The following is an 18,032-nucleotide window of genomic DNA, read 5'->3' on the forward strand; positions in this document are numbered from 1 at the left end:
CTGCCCCCTGAAAACTGGACCGTTTGAAGCTGGAGTTTTCGGCTAATCTTTCCTGGCTGGGAGAGGAGCGGAAACGCATGAAGGCATCGAAGTTCACGGAGGCGCAGAAGGCGTTCATCCTGAAGCAGGGGGAGCAGGGAACGCCGGTCGCGGAGATCTGTCGCAAGGCGGGGATCAGCCAGGCGACCTATTTCAATTGGAAGAAGAAATATGGCGGGTTGCTGCCAGACGAGATGCGCCGGCTGAAGGCGCTTGAGGACGAGAACACACGGCTGAAGAAGATCGTCGCCGATCTGACCCTCGATCGGGAGATGTTGCAGGACGTGATCCGCCGAAAGCTCTGAAGCCTGGGCGTCTGCGAGAGATCGTGACCGGGATGTGCGTCGACTGGGGCGTGTCGATCCGGAAGGCCTGTGGGGCCATCTGCCTTGACACGTCCAGCTACCACTACAAGTCCCGGCGGACGCATCAGGCTGCCGTCGAAAGGCGGATCAGGGAGATCTGCGAGACGCGTGTGCGGTATGGCTATCGCCGTGTGCATGTCTTGCTTCGGCGAGAAGGTTGGATCATCAACATGAAGAAGACGCGCAGGATTTACAACGAATTGGGGCTTCAGCTGCGGAACAAGCACCCGAAACGCCGGGTGAAAGCGAAGCTGCGCGAGGACCGCCAGGAAGCGGTCGGCCCGAACGATGTCTGGGCGATGGACTTCGTTCACGACCAACTCGCCATGGGCAAGAAGCTCCGCATCCTGACCGTGGTGGACACCCATTCCCGGCTCTGTCCAGCGGCTGATGCCCGCTTCGCCTACCGCGGCGAAGACGTCGTGCAAACACTGGAGAAGGTCTGCGCCAAGATCGGCTACCCGAAGACCATTCGGGTCGATAATGGCAGCGAGTTCATCTCCCGTGACCTCGACCTCTGGGCCTATGCCAACGACGTCACGTTGGACTTCTCGCGACCGGGAAAACCGACCGACAACGGGTTCATCGAGGCGTTCAATTCGAAGCTCCGCGCGGAATGCCTGAACGCGCACTGGTTCATGAGCCTTGCCGACGCCCGCGAAAAGCTGGAAGATTGGCGTAGACACTACAACGAAGACCGACCTCACAGCGCGATCGGATACAACATCCCGATGGCCATGCATTATCCCGATGGCGTCACCAGCCCGTCATCGTGAGACAGCCGGAAAAATCCAGCTTCCGGCGGTCCAAGGTCGGGGAGCAGTGCATCCGCAAGGAAACTGGCACTGACCGGAGCAGCGAAGGCGGAAGCCCCGGCGAATATCGCAGCAGCGGCCAAACGAAAAGCTCGCTACGTTTCACGCAACCCTAAAAAGTTAACCCAAGATCAATGGTCTTGCACAAAAGCGCACCGGTCAAGACATTCACTTGGCAGCTACGGCAACACGGCTTGTTTGCGGCGGGAGGCGAGCCGCTGTTCGCGCAGGAGCGTGTAAAGGCCCGAGGCGATGATGATGGCCGCGCCCAGCAGCGTCGGCGCGTCGGGGCGTTCCCCGAAAACGGCCATGCCGAGGATCAGGGCGAAGATCAGCCGGGAGAAGCGGAAGGGCGTGACGACCGCGACCTCGCCCACGCGCATGGCGGCGGTGATCGCGTAATAGCCCGCGACGCCGAAGCACAGCGCTCCCACAAGCGCGAGGGCCGTCGCGCCGTCGGGCATCACCGGCCCGCCGCCAAAGGGCAGGAGCACTACGCCCGCCAACGTCGCCATGGCGAAGCCATAGGCCGAGAGCGTCAGGCTGGACACCGCGGGCGGTGCGACGCGGGTGCACAGATCCCGCGCGGCCAGCCCGAAGACGGCGGCAACGGCCAAGAGGGCGGCGGGGTCGGATCCGGCCAGCCCCGGACGCACCACCAGCAGAACGCCCGCGAACCCCGCGAGGATCGCCGTCCAGCGTCGCCAACCAACGGGCGCACCTAGAAACAGCGCCGCGCCGAGCGTCACGGCAAGCGGTGTGGCCTGCAGGATGGCCGACGCGGTGGACAGCGGCGCCAACGTGATCGCCGACACGAAACAGACCGTGCCTGCGACCTCGCCCGCATTGCGCAGCCACATGGCGCGCGTGAACATCGCCGGTGCGAACAGGTGCGCCCCGCGCGCCCGTGCCCAGCCCGCGAAGATCAGCGTGCCGCCCGTGCCCAGCAGGATGAGGATCTGGCTTGTGGGCAGGCTGGCCGACACGGCCTTGACGAACATGTCCTCGAGCGCGAAGCCGCCCATCGCCGCGATCATCAGCGCGATGCCCTTGATGTTGTCCATATGTGGCGCCCTGTACGGAGTTCCGTCTTCGCCTAGCGCGGATCGCGGGCGGGGGCCAGAGGGGGCGATCTGGCGGCGGTGCGGCGGCCGTGTTGCGGCAAGGCGACGGTGCCGTCGCGGCAGGGTGGGCAGGCCGCGTCGTGGTTGCATCGGGACGTGGCCGGGCGCATATCGCTCTGAGGCGGAGCGTATCCGCCGATGGAGACTTGATGTCGGAGATTGCGGTCACCCGCTAGTTCCGGACCACCGGAACACCAGCCTGACACCGTCCGCGCGTGACGCCGGGCGGCCCGTCATTGCGACCAGTTTTCCGGACGACGATTCCATGAACATCTCGAAAGCCGAACAGCGCGTGTTGCACGTGCTGGCACAGGGCGGTGCGCTTCATTTCGAGCGCGCGGCCAATGGCAAGATCCGCGATATCATCTGCTTCACCCGCGACGGCCATGTGCTGGCCGATTGCACACTCGACGTGTTCGAGCGGTTGCGGCGACGGCGCTTCGTGCGCTCGCGCAGTGGGCGGCCCTATGCGATCACCAGGGCCGGTCTCGTCTCGGTACGGGCACAACTCGACAACCGCTGAAAACGCAGGGGCGGCGGCCCGCGATCCCTGGACGTTGACAGGTTTCGCGAGCCGCCCCTAACCTTACCCAACGGAAGACGGGAGAATCGCCATGACGCGTCTGCTGGGCCGACTGAGTCTTCTGGGCGCGCTTGCCATCCTGTCCGCGTGCCAGATGACGGCGGCGGGACCGGGCGTCGGGCAAGCCGTGGCACCGCCGCGCCACTTCATCGCCGACAGCCTCGGGCCCGCGTGCCTTACCGATGCGCGCGGCGCAGGACGCAGCACCGCCGCCGCGCGGCGGGCGCTGGCGGCGCTGCATGATAACCACATGCAGTATATTGCGGATCTGCGACGCTCGACCTCGCTGACCGTCGAAAAGGACGCCTTCGCCGCCAACTGGAAGCCCGTCCTTTTCAACAGCTACGCCGCCGCCGCGGCGCAGGACCCCGCGCTGGCCCGCACGATCATCGACGGGCTGGTCAGGCTGGCGCAATCCGGGCGGTACCTGGACGAGCCGAACCTGCTGTCCTGGCAACAGGCGCGCAGCCTTCCGGCCTGCTACGAGGCCGGCCCCTCGGCGCCGTGCCCGACCCACACGCCGCGCTTCGTGACGCGGATGTATGCCAACCTGATGATTTCCGCCGCCGTGCTGGACCCATACCTGACCGATGCCGACCGCGCGGCGCTGCGGCCCTGGTTCGACGCCGCCTATCGCAAGTTCGTGCGCGTCGATGCGACCGGCAACCAGCACGGGATCTATGACTTCGGCAACATGGGCATGGCCCGTCTGGCCTATGCGCAGATCACCGGGGACATGGGAATTGCGCGCAACGAGTTGTCGTTCCGCCGCGGAGATTTCCTGAAACGGATCGAACCGTCCGGCTATATCGACCAGAATTCATTCCGCGGGGTGCGGGGCTTCTGGTATCACACCTACGGCCTTGATCCGGCGCTGTCCTATGCGCTTCTGGCCCGCGCCTGGGGGGTCGACTTTTTCGCCGACCCCGCGCTCGGGCCGCGCCTGCGCGCGGCTGCTGCGAAGACCGACCTTGGCGTTCGGGACCATGCGGCGTTTCGCGCGGTGGGCAATCGGGGTGACGCCTACAGCACGAACCCGGCAGACACGCGCGATTTCGTGCACCAGTACGCGCTCAATCTCTACATGATCGCAGACCGGGAATTTGGCATCGTCCTGCCGCGCAGCCCGATGCATGATCGGCTTGCAAGGCTGGAGAGCTTCACCCAGATCTCCGGGTTCTCGGCGGGCTGTTATTATTCCAGCCGCTAGGGCATCACTTCTTCAACGGTACGCCGTAGAGTTCCATCCGGTGGCCGGTCAGCCGGTAACCGAGCCGGGCCGCGATGCGTTCCTGCAGCGCCTCGATCTCGGGATCGACGAATTCGATCACCTGACCGGTATCGAGGTCGATCAGGTGGTCATGGTGTTCGCGTTCGGCGGATTCGTAGCGTGCGCGCCCATCGCCGAAATCCACCTTCTCGAGAATGCCGGATTCCTCGAACAGCTTCACGGTGCGATAGACCGTGGCCAGCGAGATGCGCGGATCGGCCGCTGATGCCCGCGCATGCAGTTCCTCTACATGCGGATGGTCGCGTGCCTGATCCAGCACGCGTGCGATGGTGCGCCGCTGGCCGGTCATGCGCAGGCCCTTCTGCTCGCATCGGGCGGTGATGGTTCGGGGCATGGGTGCTCCGCTCTGCTGCCGGAACGTTCTAGGCCAAAGGGTGGCCGCGCACCAGACCCTAGCGCCGTGTCAGGTGCCGCAGAACGTGGCCGCGACCTCCTCGTGGGGGGCGGGGGGCGCGGCAAGATCTGCGGGCGTCGCCGCGAACGGATTGGCCAGCGCCTCGTTCAGCCGCCGGAACGGCGCGAAATCCCCGGCCACCGCGGCGGCGATCATTGCCTCGATCTGGTGATTGCGCGGTATGAGGCGCGGGTTTGCGCGCGCCATCGCGTCCCGGTCCGGCCCGCCCTGCGCGGCGTGGCGCGCCGCCAGCCGGGGCGCGAGCGCCTCGAAAGGCGCGCTGTCCGCAAAGGCCGCGCGGGCGATGCCATCGGCCAGCCCGGCGAAGGTGTTGGTGAAATCCGCGCCGCCCGCTTCCATCGCTTCCAGCAGATCGTCGATCAGCGCGCCGTCCTCGTCCGGGGTGCCAATGTCCGTCAGGCCCAGCTTCTCGCGGAAAACCGCAAGGCGGCGCGCCGCGAACAGCGCTGGGAAGCGGTGAACCGCTTCGGTCGCCCGGTCCACCGCGCGGTCCTGATCGGCATCAATCAACGGCAGCAGGCAGGTGGCGAACTGTGCAAGGTTCCAAACGGCGATGTCGGGCTGGCGATCATAGGCATAGCGGCCGAACCGGTCGATGGACGAGAAAACCTTGCCCGCCTCGTAGCGGTCCATGAAGGCGCAGGGCCCATAATCGATTGTCTCGCCCGAGATCGCGCAATTGTCGGTGTTCATCACCCCGTGGATGAAGCCCACCCCCAACCAGCGCGCCACCAGATCCGCCTGCGCGGCGATCACCGCCTCCAGCAGGCCAGCGGCATCCTCTGCCTGCGGATAATGGCGCGCGATGGCGTACTCGGTCAGCGCGCGGACCGCCTCCAGATCGCCGCGGGCCGCGAAGAACTGGAACGTTCCGACGCGGATGTGGCTGGCGGCGACGCGGGTAAGCACAGCGCCGGGCATCGGGCCGGTCTCGCGCAACACCGGCTCCCCCGTGGCGACGGCGGCCAGCGCGCGGGTTGTCGGTATGCCCATCGCGTGCATCGCCTCGCTCACGACGTACTCGCGCAGCACCGGGCCGAGCCATGCACGCCCGTCGCCCATCCGCGAGAACGGGGTGCGGCCGGACCCTTTCAGCTGCAGGTCGCGCCGCCGCCCGGCGGTGTCGATCACCTCGCCCAGCAGCAGCGCGCGCCCGTCGCCAAGTTGCGGGTTCCAGCCGCCGAACTGGTGCCCCGCATAGACCTGCGCCAGCGGATCGGCGCCGCCGGGCACGGCATTGCCAGCCAGCACCGCCGTGCCCTCGGGCCCGGCCAGCGCCGCAGCGTCCAGCCCCAGTTCCGCCGCCAGCGCGCCGTTCACGACGATGGGTGTGGGTGCGCTGACAGGCTCGGCGGTCTGGCGGTGAAAGAGCCGCGCGGGCAGGCGGGCATAGCTGTTGTCGAAGGGGATGTGCAGGGTCATGGCGGCCTTCCGTTTGTCCCCAAGATAGGGCGTGGCCGGGCGCGGCGAAAGGGTGCGGGGGCTTGCCTTCGGTGCGAACGGTCTAGGGTCAAAGGGGCTCACAGCGAAAGGAGAGACTCATGGCCGCAACCGATCATGTGACGATGCAACTGCGCGACCGCCCCGAATACGCCGGCAAGCCGCGCCCGCTCACCTTCCCCGAAACCGCCAGCGTGCGCGAGGCGGTGTCGGCGATGACCGCCCGGCGCTTCGGGTCGGTCGTCGTCACCGACGCCGATGGCGGCATTGTCGGGATCGTGACAGAACGCGACGTGATGACCAAAGTGGTGAACGAGGGGCGCGCGCCCGACGACACGCCGTTATCCGAGGTGATGACCCGCGACGTGCGGGTCGCGCGCGAAACCGACGACGTGCTGGACTGGCTGCGCATGATGTCGAACGACCGCTTCCGCCGCCTGCCGGTGGTCAACGAAGCCGGAAAGGTGACCGCAGTGTTCACGCAGGGCGATTTCGTCAGCTACACTTGGCCTGACCTGATCCAGCAGGCCGGCACGTTGACCCGCGCCAGCATCGGGCGCAACTGGGCGCTGGTGCTGATCGGCGGCGGGATCGCGCTTTATTCCCTACTGATGGTGATTGTCCTTCAGACCGTTTGACTTGACGCCTTGAGGGCTGTGCTTGGGGTTTGCCAACTTCTGGCAGGCGTGGTTAACTGTTTGGGTTAACGTGTTTCGGTTCTGATCCATTGGAGGTGCGGCCATGTCCCTTGAACCCCTTTCGAGCATCGCGCCGCGATCCGTCCGGGCGGTGCGTGCGGGGGCCGCGCCGCTGGTCGGGCTTGCGTTTATGGCCAGCTTGCTGCCCGCGCAGGAAGCAGAGGCAGCCAGCTCCTTCTCGGCAACCGCGCGAGGCGAGGTGTCGGCGATGCTGACGCTCACGGGTGATGACATCGCCTCGCTGTCGCAATCGGATGTCGATTTCGGCGATCTCAGCTTCGGTTTGGACGAGGACGACGAGGGCAGAGCCTCGTTCGGCGGGTCTCAGGAGGTGTCGATCAATCCAGCCAGCTTGTCTGGGTCAGGCTTCGCCAAAGCGTCTGTCTCCGGGGCGCTGCCCTTTGGCACGGCTTACTCCACCTCGGACAGTTTCGTGTATCTGGATCTGTTCAACAGCACATCGGGAAACCTGTTCCTAGGCCTGACCTACACGATACTGACCAATGCCACCGTGTCGTTCAACCCGGCGGGGTCGGGAATTGCGGGCGCGGAAGGCTTCGCCGAGGCGTACGTTTTCGCCGAAAGCGCGATTGCGGGCGTTGTGCTGGACGCCTATTTCGACGCCGAAGCTTGCGTTGCCACGCTTGAGCTTGCCGATCCGCTCAGCTGCCCGGTCGGGTCGACATCGGTGTCCCAGTCGTCCGGGGTGACCAATGCGAGCTTCGCCTTCACCATCGCGCCGGGCGACGACATCTCGATGGAGTTCGGCGCTTTCGCACTGACGTCCGGTCTGGTCGCGCCGGTGCCACTGCCAGCCGGTGCCGGGCTGCTGCTGACGGGCTTGAGCATGGTGGGCGCGCTGCGGCTGCGCCGAAGGGGCGCGGTCGGCTAAAGCCGCGCGATCCGCTCCGCCAGCAGTGCAAAAAACCCGTCTGCGTCCACGTCGCCGATAAAGGTGGCGTTGGGCGCACGATCGGTCACGCCCCACCAGTCTGCCACGGTCATGCCACGCGTCAGGTCCGACATGCACTCGATCTCCACGTTGATGTGGCGGCCGGTGAACAGCTCCGGCCGGATCAGCCAGGCGATCACGCAGGGGTCGTGCAGCGGCGCGCCGGGGCTGGCGTATTTTTCCTTGTCGAACCGTTCGAAGAAATCCGTCCATTCGGCCACGGCGCGGCCCACCGGTGTGCCCATGTCGCGAAACGCCTGCACCCGCTCGGCGGTGGTCAGCGCCTTGTGCGTCACGTCGAGAGGCATCACGGTGATCGGCGCGCCGCAGGCGAAGACCGCGCGCGCCGCCTCGGGGTCCACGTAGATATTGAACTCGGCCGCGGGGGTGATGTTGCCGACCTCGAAATAGGCACCGCCCATCAGCACGATATGCGCTATTCGCGCGGCGATGTCGGGGGCCTGTTCCAGCGCCAGCGCGATGTTGGTCAGTGGACCGAGCGGGCATAGCGTGACCGTGCCCGGCGGCTCGCGGCGCAGCGTATCGACGATGAAATCCACCGCCCCCGCGTCCTGCAGCGGCATCGACGGGTCGGGCAGGGCTGGGCCGTTCAGCCCGCTGTCGCCGTGCACGTGCTCGGCCGTGCGCAGCGCGCGCACCAGTGGCTGCGCGGCCCCGGCGAAGACCGGCACGTCCGGGCGCCCGGCCAGTTCGCACACGATGCGCGCGTTCTTCGCGGTCAGCGCCAGCGGCACGTTGCCCGCCACGGCGGTGATGCCCAGCACTTCGATCTCCTCCGGGCTGGCCAGCGCCAGCAGGATCGCGACGGCGTCGTCCTGGCCGGGATCGGTGTCGATGATGATCTTGCGCGGCGCGGTGGTCATGTCGGTCCCCAAGGTCTGGTTGCGGCCCGAGCTTATGCACGCCGCGGTCGGCTTGGAAAGGGGCGCGCGCAGAAAGCGGTTGCGGGCCGCCGGGGCGGGGCCTATTTCCGACCGAAACGCTAAGTTTGCCATCCCGACCGGAGCGCGCCCATGTCCCGTGCCGAAAGACTGCTGCTTTGGCTGGCCTGGCCGGTGCTGGCGATCTGCACCCTGCCGATCTTCGCCGCCGCGCTAGCCGCCCTTGGCAGCGACCTTGATACTTGGCGCACGGTGCTGGCGACGGTGCTGCCGGGCTATGTGCGCACGACGGCCGCGCTGGTGGTGCTGGTCGCGGTGGGCGCGGCGGTGATCGGCAGCGGGGCGGCGTGGCTGGTGACGGTCTACCGCTTTCCCGGCGCGCGCTGGCTGGAGATTGCGCTGGCGCTGCCGCTGGCGTTCCCGGCTTACGTGTTGGCCTATGCCTATACCGCGATGCTGGACCATCCCGGCCCGGTGCAGACCGCGCTGCGGGCGGTGACCGGCTGGGGGCCGCGCGACTACTGGTTTCCCGAGGTGCGCAGCCTGGGCGGGGCGGCGGTGATGCTGACGATGGTCCTGTATCCCTACGTCTACCTTCTGGCGCGGGCGTCGTTCCGTCAGCAATCCGCCAATGCGTATCTGGTGGCGCGCACGCTGGGCCAGTCACCGATGGGCGCGTTCCGCCGGGTGGCTTTGCCGATGGCGCGCCCGGCGATCGCGGGCGGTACGCTACTGGCGGTGATGGAGACGATCGCGGATTACGGAACGGTCGCGCATTTCAACGTGCAGACCTTTTCCACGGGCATCTACCAGGCGTGGTTCTCGGTCGGCGATCGTGGGGCGGCGGCGCAGCTGGCGCTGTGCCTGCTGATGTTCGCGCTGCTGGTGGCGGGGCTGGAACGCGCCAGCCGGGGCCGCGCACGCACCGCCGGGTCGGGGCCACGCTTCGACGCGATGGGCAAGGCGCGGCTGACCGGGGCGGCGGGCTGGGCGGCGGCGGCGTTCTGTGCGCTGCCGGTGCTGATCGGGTTTCTCGGACCGCTGCTCATGCTGGGCAGCATGGCGCTGGACAGCGGACAGAGCCTGCTGCACCCGCGCTACCGCGACCTGCTGGCCAATTCGTTGACCGTGGCGGGCATCGCGTCGGTTCTGACGGTAATCGGCGCGGTAATGATCGCCTTTCGCGCGCGGGTGCGGCCGGGGCGGCTGTCGCGCAGTTTGGTGATTGGTGCGGGCCTGGGCTATGCCGTGCCGGGTGGGGTGATCGCGGTGGGTCTGATGGTGCCCTTCGCGCGGTTCGACAATGCGCTCGATGCTCTCATGGAAGCGCGTTTCGGCATCGACACCGGGCTTCTGATCACCGGCTCGATCTGGCTAATGGTCTTCGCCTACATGGCGCGCTTCATGGCTGCGGCTTTGAATGCCTATGACAGCGGCATGGCCACGGTGCCGCTGCACCACGATGCGGTGGCGCGCTCGCTCGGGCGGTCGGGGCCGATGCTGCTGGGCCGGGTGCACCTGCCCGCCGCGCGCGCCAGCGTGCTGACCGCGCTGCTGATCGTGTTCGTGGACGTGATGAAAGAGCTGCCGGCGACGCTGATCCTGCATCCGTTCAATTTCCAGACGCTGGCGGTGCAGGCGCACCGGCTGGCGGCGGACGAACGGCTGCGCGAGGCGGCGGTGCCCTCGCTGGTGCTGGTGGCGGTGGGGCTGATTCCGGTGATGCTGCTGTGCCGCACGCTGGACCGCGAGACCCGCGGTGCCAGCGCCGCCGCTGCCGCGCAAGGCACAGCGCTCAGGGCGGGCTGACGGTTCAGGCCCGCGCGGTGCAGGGGCACCGCGCAGAAGGGTGGCGCTCCCGCCTGTCTTCGACATCTGTCGATGTCTCATCCCGTTGGGCCCGGCACCTTCGGTGCGGGCGAGCGCGTGGCGGGCGGCCGTCCCGGGGACATCCGCCGCCGCGCCGTCCTTCACCCCGCCACCATCCAGAGTGCGACCCCCGCAAGGCAGGCCGCAAGCGCCGCGTTCAGCCGCACCGCCCCGCGCCGCAGATCGCGGCCAGCCGTTCCCCCAGCACCGTCCACAGCGCGAAGGCCGCCAGGTTGTTCAGCGTGAACACCGTGGCGATCCAGACCACGCCGCCGGGGCTGCCCGCAGCCTCGGCGAATTGCGCGAACATCAGCGCGATGATGACATAGGCCTTGGGGTTGAGCAGCAGCAGCGCCGCGCCGGTCCCGATCCCCGCGCGGTCCGGGCTGTTCAGCCCACTGCCCGGCCCGGCCCGCAGCAGCCCGGCGGCCAGAAACAGAAGGTAGCCCGCCCCGGCGTAGCCCAGCCAGCGGGTCAGGCCGGGCAGCACCTGCACCATCCCGAACGCCCCCAGCCCCATCGCCACGGTCACCGCCCATGTCGCCATGTGGTAGCCCGCCATCGGCGCGGCGGCTTCACGCAGCGGTCCGCGCGCGCCGAGCGCGGCGAAGAACAGGTTTCCGGGTCCGGGGCTGAAGGCGAGCGGAAACAGGAAGACCAGAAGGGCAAGCGTGCTGTCGGTCATGGACGGTGCCTTTGCGTGAGCGGTGCCCGGACCGTCGCAGCCCGGTGGCTCCGGCGCGACCCGGTTCCTGCGCATTGCCCCGCGCGCAGACAAACGGGCGGGCCCCCGAAAGGACCCGCCCGCGCCGTTCAGCCTGTCTGTCTGCCCCGAAGGGCAGGATCTCAGGGCCAGCCGACCGTATTGAAGATCTGCTGCGCCTGCGCCGCGTTCTCGCCATAGGCGGCAACGCCGGTCGCGGTGTCGGGCACGAACAGGCCCAGCTTCGCCACGTCCTGCCCCAGCGCCACGCCCGGAACGGCCGGGTATTCGTAGTTCTGGTTGGCAAAGTGCTGCTGGGCGAAATCGGTGGTGAGGAATTCGAGGAAGGCCACTGCGTCCTCCGGGTTCGGCGCGGTCTTCAGGATTGCCGCGGCGGCGATGTTGGTGTGCGTGCCGCGCCCGCCCTGGTTGGGGAACACCCAGCCGATATTGTCGATCCCGCCGGACAGTCCGTCCACGTCCTCGGCAAGGCCGCGCACGAAGTAGTAGGTGTTGGCCACCGCGATATCACACTCGCCCGATACGATGCCGCGGAGCTGGTCGGTGTCGCCGCCCTGCGGCTCGCGCGCCATGTTGGCCCGGACGCCCTCGGCCCAGTCCTGCGCGGCTTCCGGCCCGTCCGCCTCGATAATCGAGGCCAGCAGCGACTGGTTGTACACGTTGGAGGATGACCGGATGCAGATCTGCCCTGCATAGGCGGGATCGGCCAACTCTTCGTAGCTGCGCGGCGGGGTGTCCACGCGGTCCTTGGCATAGAAGATAACCCGCGCGCGCTGCGACACGGCGAACCAGTGTCCGTCCGGGTGGCGCAGGTAGTCGGGGATGCGCGCGTTCAGAACGTCGCTGTCCACGGCGGCCAGCAGGCCGGCTTCATCGGCGCGCCAGATCCGGCCTGCATCGACGGTCAGGAATACGTCGGCGGGGCTGTTGGCGCCCTCGGCCTGCATCCGCGCGATCAACTCGTCGCTGTCGCCCTCGATCCGGTTGACCTCGATCCCGGTGGCTTCTGTGAAGGCGGCGTAAAGTTCGTCGTCCCGGTCGTAGTGGCGGGCCGAATAGATGTTCACATCGGCGAGGGCCGGAGCGGCGGCGGACAGCAGCAGCAGGGCGCTGAGGGAATAGTGAAGGTGTCGCAGCATCGTGATGTCCTTGTTGATCCTGAGTACACGACTGTTTTTCTCGTGTATCTGCGAAAGCTTAAACACGACAAAAATACTCGGGTCAATGCGGATGCGGCGATGACCGACAAAAATATTCAGGTATCTCGCCGCGCTCCGCCGACCGCGCCCGATCCGCTCGCCGCTTCTGCCTTCTCGGCTCGCTTCACCTCGGTCCAGATCACGTCCATCTCGTCAAGCGTGGCGTCCTGCGGGCTGCGCCCGTCTTGCGCCAGCCGCGCCTCGATGGCAGCGAAGCGGCGGGCGAACTTGTCGTTGGTGCCGCGCAATGCGGTCTCAGGGTCGACACCGAGATGTCGGCCGAGGTTGACCACCACGAACAGCAGGTCTCCGAACTCGTCCGCGATGGCGGCCGGATCAGCGCTGCCGCGCGCCTCGACCAGTTCGGCGCTTTCCTCGGCCAGTTTGTCCAGCACATGAGATACGTCCGGCCAGTCGAAACCGACCCGCGCGGCGCGTTTCTGCAGCTTCTCGGCCCGCATCAGCGCGGGCAGGTTCAGCGCGACGTCCGCCAGAACGCCCTGCCGCGCCCGCGCCGCGCGCTCGGCGGCCTTTATCGTCTCCCAGTCGGCGACCTGTTGTTCGGCGGTCTTGTCGCGGCTGTCTTCGCCGAAGACATGCGGATGCCGCGCCACCATCTTGTCGGCCACGGTACGCACCACGTCGTCGAAGCTGAAATGCCCGGCCTCCTGCGCCATTTGCGCGTGATAGACCGCCTGAAGCAGCAGGTCGCCCAATTCGCCTCGCAGATCGTTCCAGTCGCGCCGCGCGATGGCGTCGGCCACCTCGTAGGCTTCCTCGATCGTATAGGGGGCGATTGTGGCGAAATCCTGCTCGATGTCCCAGGGGCATCCGGTGTCAGGGTCGCGCAGGCGGCGCATGATTTCCAGCAGACGCGGCATGCCGCCATCAGGGTCGTGGATCGGGTCGGTCATCGGGGGCTCCGTCAGCGTCGGGTCGTTCCGGTGATGGCCTGCAACAGCGGGGCCTGTCCAGCCCGCAGGCGGTTGCAATTCCCCGCGCGACAGGCGCATCGTCGCGCAGGGAAACGGAGTTCGGGGATGCGCAGGGTGTTGCTTGGTCTTGAAATCGTGCTGGGCGTGCTGATCTTGGCCGCGCTCGTCTTCGGCGCTTATGTGCGGCTTGCGCCCAGCGATCCGGCACGCTGGCATGTCGATCCGCTGGAGGTCGCACAGCCCGGCTATCCCGGTTACTACCTGATGCGGCCGTCGGGCGGCAGTTCCACAGGGCCGGTGTTCGACATGGCTCCGGCCGACCTTCTGGCGGCTTTCGACCGGGTCGCGCGGTCCGAACCGCGCGTAAGCGTTCTGGCCGGGTCGGTTGACGAGGGGCAGGTGACCTATGTCGCGCGCTCCGCGCTCTGGGGCTTTCCCGACTACATCTCGGTGCGGGCGGTTCCCGCCGACGAGGGTGGTGCGCGGCTCGCTGTGTTCTCGCGGCTGCGTTTCGGGCAGTCCGACTTGGGCGTGAACCGCGCCCGGATCGAGGACTGGATCGGGCGGCTGCGCGCGGGCGGGGCTTGACCGCGCGCCACCGGCCCGGCACATGCCCTTTCCATGATACCTGACGACAGACTGGAACAGATCCTCGCGCGGTTCGAGTATCTCGAAGCGCGGATGGCGGGCGGCGTGGCCGGGGCCGACATGGCCGCGCTGGGCCGCGAATACGCCGATCTGCGCCCAGTCGTGGAAGAGATCCGCCGGTACCGCCAGCTTCGCGCCGACATCGCCGAGGCGACGGCGATGCTGGACGATCCCGAAATGCGCGCGCTGGCCGAGGATGAGTTGCCGGTGCTGACCGAACGGCTGCCGGAGCTGGAACGCGCGCTCGGCATCGCGCTGCTGCCAAAGGATGCCGCGGACGACCGCAATGCGATGATCGAGATCCGGCCCGGCACTGGCGGCGAAGAGGCCGCACTGTTTGCCGCCGACCTTCTGCGCATGTACCAGCGCTACGCCGACCTGCGCGGCTGGCGTTTCGAGATGCTGGAGCACAGCGAAAGCGACCTTGGCGGAATCCGCGAGGCGGTCGTGCGGATCGGCGGGGCGGGCGTGTTCGCGCGGCTGAAGTTCGAATCCGGCGTTCACCGGGTGCAGCGCGTGCCCGAAACCGAAAGTGGCGGGCGCATCCACACCTCGGCGGCGACGGTGGCGGTGCTGCCCGAAGCGCAGGACGTGGACGTGCAGATCGACCCGGCGGACCTGCGCATCGATACGATGCGCGCGTCTGGCGCGGGCGGGCAGCACGTCAACACCACCGACAGTGCGGTGCGGATCACCCACCTGCCCACCGGCATCGTCGTAACCTCGTCCGAGAAATCGCAGCACCAGAATCGGGCGATCGCGCTGCAGGTGCTCAAGACCCGGCTCTATGACATCGAACGCACCCGCGCCGATGCGGAACGCGCCGCCACCCGCAAGGGGCAGGTCGGCTCCGGCGACCGCTCCGAACGCATCCGCACCTACAACTTTCCGCAGGGCCGGGTCAGTGACCACCGCATCAACCTGACACTCTACAAGCTCGATGCGGTGATGCAGGGCGCGCTGGACGAGTTCATCGATGCCCTGATCGCCGATGACGAAGCCGCCCGCCTGGCCGAACTGTCGCCATGACCCGCACGGGGCCCGCCGAACCGCCTGCCGCACCCGCCACCGCCGCGCAGGCGCTGGCGGCAGCGCGGGCCCGGCTGCGGGACGCGGGCCTGCCCGACCCTGCCGCCGATGCGCGGCGGCTTTTGGCCCACGCGCTGGATCTGCCCGCGGACCGGCTGACGCTGCACCTGCCGGACCCGATGGCCCCCGCTGCCGCCGCCCGGCTGGACGCCGCGCTCGCGGCCCGGCTGCGCCGCCAACCGGTCGCGCAGATCGTCGGCGGGCGGCTGTTCTGGGGCCGCCGGTTCGCCGTCAGCGGCGATGTGCTCGACCCGCGCCCCGAAACGGAAACGCTGATCGCCGAGGCGTTGGCCCGTCCTGCGGCGCGCGTGCTCGACCTCGGCACCGGGACGGGCTGCATCCTGCTGACGCTGCTTGCCGAATGGCCTGGCGCGGTTGGCACCGGGATCGATGCTTCTGCCGCCGCGCTGACGGTCGCGCGCGCCAACGCTGCCGCGCTTGGGGTGGCCGAACGGGCCGACCTCGTGCCGGGCGACTGGACAGTGATGGGCTGGGCAGATGCGCTGGACGGCCCGTTCGACCTGATCTTGTCCAACCCGCCCTATATCTCCGAAGCCGAAATGGCCGCGCTTTCGCCCGAGGTGCGCGACTGGGAACCGCACGGTGCGCTCTGCCCGGGTGGCGACGGGCTCGGGGCCTACCGCGCGATCCTGCCCGCGCTGCCGGACCTTCTGGCCCCCGGCGGGCGCGTCCTTCTCGAAACCGGACCGGCCCAAGGCGCGCCCGTCAGCGCGCTGGCGCGGGCCGCCGGGCTGGCGGGCGTGCGGGTGCTGCCCGATCTCGACGGTCGCGACAGGGTTGTCTGCGCGCATGAAAACGGGCAGAAATAGCGCCGATACAGCCGTTTGTTGCAAGTTTGCGCTTGTCAGCCCATCGGTCGCGTGATTTACAGATCCCCGTCAGACGAGTGGCGCACCAAAAGGGTGCCCCCTGACGCCAAGCCCAGTAAGACAGCCGTTCGCGAGAATCGGGCCAGATCACCGGCCCCCGCGCGCTGCAGGCAGTAACAAGGTCGAGACCACCTTCTCATGAGATCATCCAAGCAACGTTCGCGGTCCAAGACGAACCGCAACCGGTCGGTCGGCAATATCGTCAACCGCGTCTTCGACAGTTCCGGGCCCGAGGGCAAGGTACGCGGCACGCCGCAACAGATCATCGACAAGTACAACCAGCTTGCCCGTGATGCGCAGCTTGGCAATGACCGCGTCGCCACTGAGAATTTTCAGCAGCACGCCGAACACTATACCCGGATGCTGAGCGAGGCGCAGCGCGAAGCTGACGCCCGCCGGGAGCAGCAGGAAGCCCAGCAGGGCGGCGGTCAGAACAACCAGAACAACCAGAACACCCAGAGCGGTGGCAACCAGAACGGCGACCGGAACAACGGTGGGCAGGGCGGCGACCGAAGCGACCGGAATGATCGCAACGGCGGTCAGAATGACCGCAGCGATCGCAATGACCGTGGCGACAGGGGCCGCGACGACGGGCGGGATCCGCGCGACAGCCGTGGCGACCCGCGCGACCGCGCGCCGCAGCAGGAACAGCAGGGCGAATCGCAGCCGCAGCACGCCACCGATGCCGCCGCACAGGACGTCCCGCAGCAGCAGGCGGGCCAGCCCACCGCCGAAGCGCAGGGCGACGCGCCCGCCGCGCCCCGGCGTCGGGCCTCGCGCGCGCGTGCCGCCACTCAGGATGTGCTCGATCTGTCCGGTGCGGACAACGCGGATGCTGGCGATACAGGTCTCGTGGACACGCCCGAGGACAAGGCAGGCGACACCGCTGAAAAGCCCAAGCGCAAGCCGCGCGCACCGCGCAAACCGCGTGCACCCAAGGCCGCGACCCCGACCGCGGCGGACGGAATCGATGGGGGCACCGACGGCGGCAACGGCAGCTCGGACACGGGCGGCTCCGGCAGCGACAACACCCCCTCGCAGGCGGCGGAGTAACCCGCCGCTCTCTTTCCTTTCCGCCATGGCCCGTCAAACGTTTTGGCGGGCACGCTGCTGCGCTGACGGCGCGGCACGCTGTTCGCCTCTCCTTGTGTGGTTTAGTGCAATCGGCGCGCATGGCCGTCTTCGGGCGCGGCGCCCTCAGCTATTGGCACAGGCCCGCGCCAGCGCGCACCAGCGTTCCAATTCGATTTCTTCCGCCCGTGCGGTGGGCGGGATGCCGACTGCGGTCAGCAGGTCCTCCATATCGCCAGCCAGACCGCGCAGCGAGGCGCGCAGCATCTTGCGGCGCTGGTTGAATCCGGCCGCCACCAGTCGCGACAGCACGGCGGGATCGGCTGGAAAACGGGGGCTGGGCAAGGCGGTGAGGTGCACCACGGCGCTGCTGACCTTCGGCGGCGGCGTGAAGGCTTGCGGCGGCAGATCCAGCACGATGCGCGCGTCGCTGCGCCACTGCGCGAGGATCGCAAGACGCCCGTAGGCCTTGCTGCCCGGCTGCGCGACGATTCGCTGCGCGACCTCGCGCTGGAACATCAGTGTCAGGCTTTCCCAGAACGGCGGCCAGTCTCGCGGCGTCAGCCAGCGCACCAGAAGCTCGGTGCCGATGTTGTAGGGCAGGTTCGCGGCGACGCGGATTGGCGGGGTCAGCCGGTCCAGCGGGTCTATGGCCAGCGCGTCGCCTTCCACGATCTCCAGCCGCCCGGGATAGGCTTCCGCGATCTGGGCCAGTGCCGGAATGCAGCGCGCGTCCTTCTCCACCGCCAGCACGCGGCGCGCGCCTTCGGCCAGCAGGCCGCGGGTCAGCCCGCCGGGGCCGGGGCCTATCTCCAGCACGTCGCAGGCCGCAAGGTCGCCTGCCGCACGCGCGATCCGCGCGGTCAGGTTAAGGTCCAGCAGGAAATTCTGGCCAAGCGCCTTGCGCGCGCTCAGCCCGTGTTCGGCGATGACCGCGCGCAGCGGGGGAAGAGCGTCGATGGCGGCCATGGGCTCCTACGGGA

At 68.1% G+C, this 18,032-nt stretch carries 18 protein-coding genes; 10 read left to right on the forward strand and 8 right to left on the reverse strand.

Going from position 1 to position 18,032, the window contains the following annotated elements:
- Positions 1-77: 77 nt before the first annotated feature.
- Positions 78-1,180 (forward strand): IS3 family transposase gene (locus DKT77_RS07010; RefSeq protein ID WP_109810157.1). Its coding sequence is split into 2 segments (ribosomal slippage): positions 78-339 and positions 339-1,180, totalling 1,104 coding nucleotides; the frame shifts between segments, so codons are not numbered across the junction.
- A gap of 218 nt (positions 1,181-1,398) precedes the next feature.
- On the opposite strand, the gene DKT77_RS07015 is transcribed toward DKT77_RS07010, so the two are convergent.
- Complete coding sequence (locus tag DKT77_RS07015) at positions 1,399-2,283, reverse strand: DMT family transporter (RefSeq protein WP_109811005.1); 885 nt, start codon at positions 2,281-2,283, stop codon at positions 1,399-1,401.
- Positions 2,284-2,608: 325 nt separating this feature from the next.
- On the opposite strand from DKT77_RS07015, the gene DKT77_RS07020 reads away from it, so the two are divergent.
- Together DKT77_RS07020 and DKT77_RS07025 are read left to right on the forward strand one after the other, a co-directional pair.
- Positions 2,609-2,866 carry a YjhX family toxin gene (locus DKT77_RS07020; protein WP_109811006.1) on the forward strand — a complete coding sequence of 86 codons (258 nt, stop codon included), beginning with the start codon at positions 2,609-2,611 and terminating at the stop codon, positions 2,864-2,866.
- A 91-nt stretch (positions 2,867-2,957) separates the two neighbouring features.
- Positions 2,958-4,136: an alginate lyase family protein gene (locus DKT77_RS07025; RefSeq protein WP_109811007.1), complete on the forward strand. Its 1,179-nt coding sequence runs from the start codon at positions 2,958-2,960 to the stop codon at positions 4,134-4,136.
- Between the two features lie 4 nt (positions 4,137-4,140).
- Here the strand turns inward: DKT77_RS07025 and DKT77_RS07030 are convergent, their stop codons facing one another.
- A complete protein-coding gene (locus DKT77_RS07030) occupies positions 4,141-4,551 on the reverse strand; it encodes a Fur family transcriptional regulator (protein ID WP_109811008.1) in 411 nt (136 codons plus the stop codon).
- A gap of 69 nt (positions 4,552-4,620) precedes the next feature.
- The gene (locus tag DKT77_RS07035; protein ID WP_109811009.1) at positions 4,621-6,054 is read right to left on the reverse strand and encodes a protein adenylyltransferase SelO; all 1,434 of its coding nucleotides are present in this window, start codon (positions 6,052-6,054) and stop codon (positions 4,621-4,623) included.
- Between the two features lie 119 nt (positions 6,055-6,173).
- Between DKT77_RS07035 and DKT77_RS07040 the strand changes: the two genes are divergently transcribed.
- Together DKT77_RS07040 and DKT77_RS07045 are read left to right on the forward strand one after the other, a co-directional pair.
- On the forward strand, positions 6,174-6,710 hold the full coding sequence (locus DKT77_RS07040; protein ID WP_109811010.1) for a CBS domain-containing protein: 537 nt from the start codon (positions 6,174-6,176) through the stop codon (positions 6,708-6,710).
- A 103-nt stretch (positions 6,711-6,813) separates the two neighbouring features.
- Complete coding sequence (locus DKT77_RS07045) at positions 6,814-7,662, forward strand: VPLPA-CTERM sorting domain-containing protein (RefSeq protein ID WP_109811011.1); 849 nt, start codon at positions 6,814-6,816, stop codon at positions 7,660-7,662.
- Here the strand turns inward: DKT77_RS07045 and DKT77_RS07050 are convergent.
- Complete coding sequence (locus DKT77_RS07050) at positions 7,659-8,606, reverse strand: nucleoside hydrolase (RefSeq protein ID WP_109811012.1); 948 nt, start codon at positions 8,604-8,606, stop codon at positions 7,659-7,661. The genes DKT77_RS07045 and DKT77_RS07050 overlap by 4 nt on opposite strands.
- A gap of 150 nt (positions 8,607-8,756) precedes the next feature.
- On the opposite strand from DKT77_RS07050, the gene DKT77_RS07055 reads away from it, so the two are divergent.
- Positions 8,757-10,433 (forward strand): ABC transporter permease, encoded by a 1,677-nt coding sequence (locus DKT77_RS07055; RefSeq protein ID WP_109811013.1) that lies wholly within the window; start codon positions 8,757-8,759, stop codon positions 10,431-10,433.
- 217 nt (positions 10,434-10,650) lie between these two features.
- Here DKT77_RS07055 and DKT77_RS07060 read toward each other — a convergent pair whose 3' ends face one another.
- From DKT77_RS07060 to mazG, 3 genes are all read right to left on the reverse strand, one after another.
- A complete protein-coding gene (locus DKT77_RS07060) occupies positions 10,651-11,178 on the reverse strand; it encodes a LysE family translocator (protein WP_238547731.1) in 528 nt (175 codons plus the stop codon).
- Between the two features lie 161 nt (positions 11,179-11,339).
- Entirely contained in the window at positions 11,340-12,356 is a 1,017-nt protein-coding gene (locus DKT77_RS07065; protein WP_109811014.1) for an extracellular solute-binding protein, read from the reverse strand.
- A 116-nt stretch (positions 12,357-12,472) separates the two neighbouring features.
- Positions 12,473-13,330 carry a nucleoside triphosphate pyrophosphohydrolase gene (mazG, locus tag DKT77_RS07070; RefSeq protein WP_109811015.1) on the reverse strand — a complete coding sequence of 286 codons (858 nt, stop codon included), beginning with the start codon at positions 13,328-13,330 and terminating at the stop codon, positions 12,473-12,475.
- A 126-nt stretch (positions 13,331-13,456) separates the two neighbouring features.
- Between mazG and DKT77_RS07075 the strand changes: the two genes are divergently transcribed.
- The 4 genes from DKT77_RS07075 (at position 13,457) to DKT77_RS07090 (ending at position 17,031) form a co-directional block, all read left to right on the forward strand.
- Positions 13,457-13,939, forward strand: coding sequence for a DUF1499 domain-containing protein (locus DKT77_RS07075; protein ID WP_109811016.1), 483 nt, complete (start codon positions 13,457-13,459; stop codon positions 13,937-13,939).
- 33 nt (positions 13,940-13,972) lie between these two features.
- Positions 13,973-15,028, forward strand: coding sequence for a peptide chain release factor 1 (prfA, locus tag DKT77_RS07080; protein ID WP_109811017.1), 1,056 nt, complete (start codon positions 13,973-13,975; stop codon positions 15,026-15,028).
- Positions 15,025-15,918: a peptide chain release factor N(5)-glutamine methyltransferase gene (gene prmC, locus DKT77_RS07085; protein ID WP_109811018.1), complete on the forward strand. Its 894-nt coding sequence runs from the start codon at positions 15,025-15,027 to the stop codon at positions 15,916-15,918. The genes prfA and prmC overlap by 4 nt, the downstream gene beginning before the upstream one ends.
- 198 nt (positions 15,919-16,116) lie before the next feature.
- Complete coding sequence (locus DKT77_RS07090; protein ID WP_109811019.1) at positions 16,117-17,031, forward strand: DUF4167 domain-containing protein; 915 nt, start codon at positions 16,117-16,119, stop codon at positions 17,029-17,031.
- Positions 17,032-17,175: 144 nt separating this feature from the next.
- On the opposite strand, the gene rsmA is transcribed toward DKT77_RS07090, so the two are convergent.
- Complete coding sequence (gene rsmA / locus DKT77_RS07095; RefSeq protein WP_109811020.1) at positions 17,176-18,018, reverse strand: 16S rRNA (adenine(1518)-N(6)/adenine(1519)-N(6))-dimethyltransferase RsmA; 843 nt, start codon at positions 18,016-18,018, stop codon at positions 17,176-17,178.
- Positions 18,019-18,032 lie beyond the last annotated feature (14 nt).

Source organism: Meridianimarinicoccus roseus (assembly GCF_003172915.1).
Taxonomy (GTDB): domain Bacteria; phylum Pseudomonadota; class Alphaproteobacteria; order Rhodobacterales; family Rhodobacteraceae; genus Meridianimarinicoccus; species Meridianimarinicoccus roseus.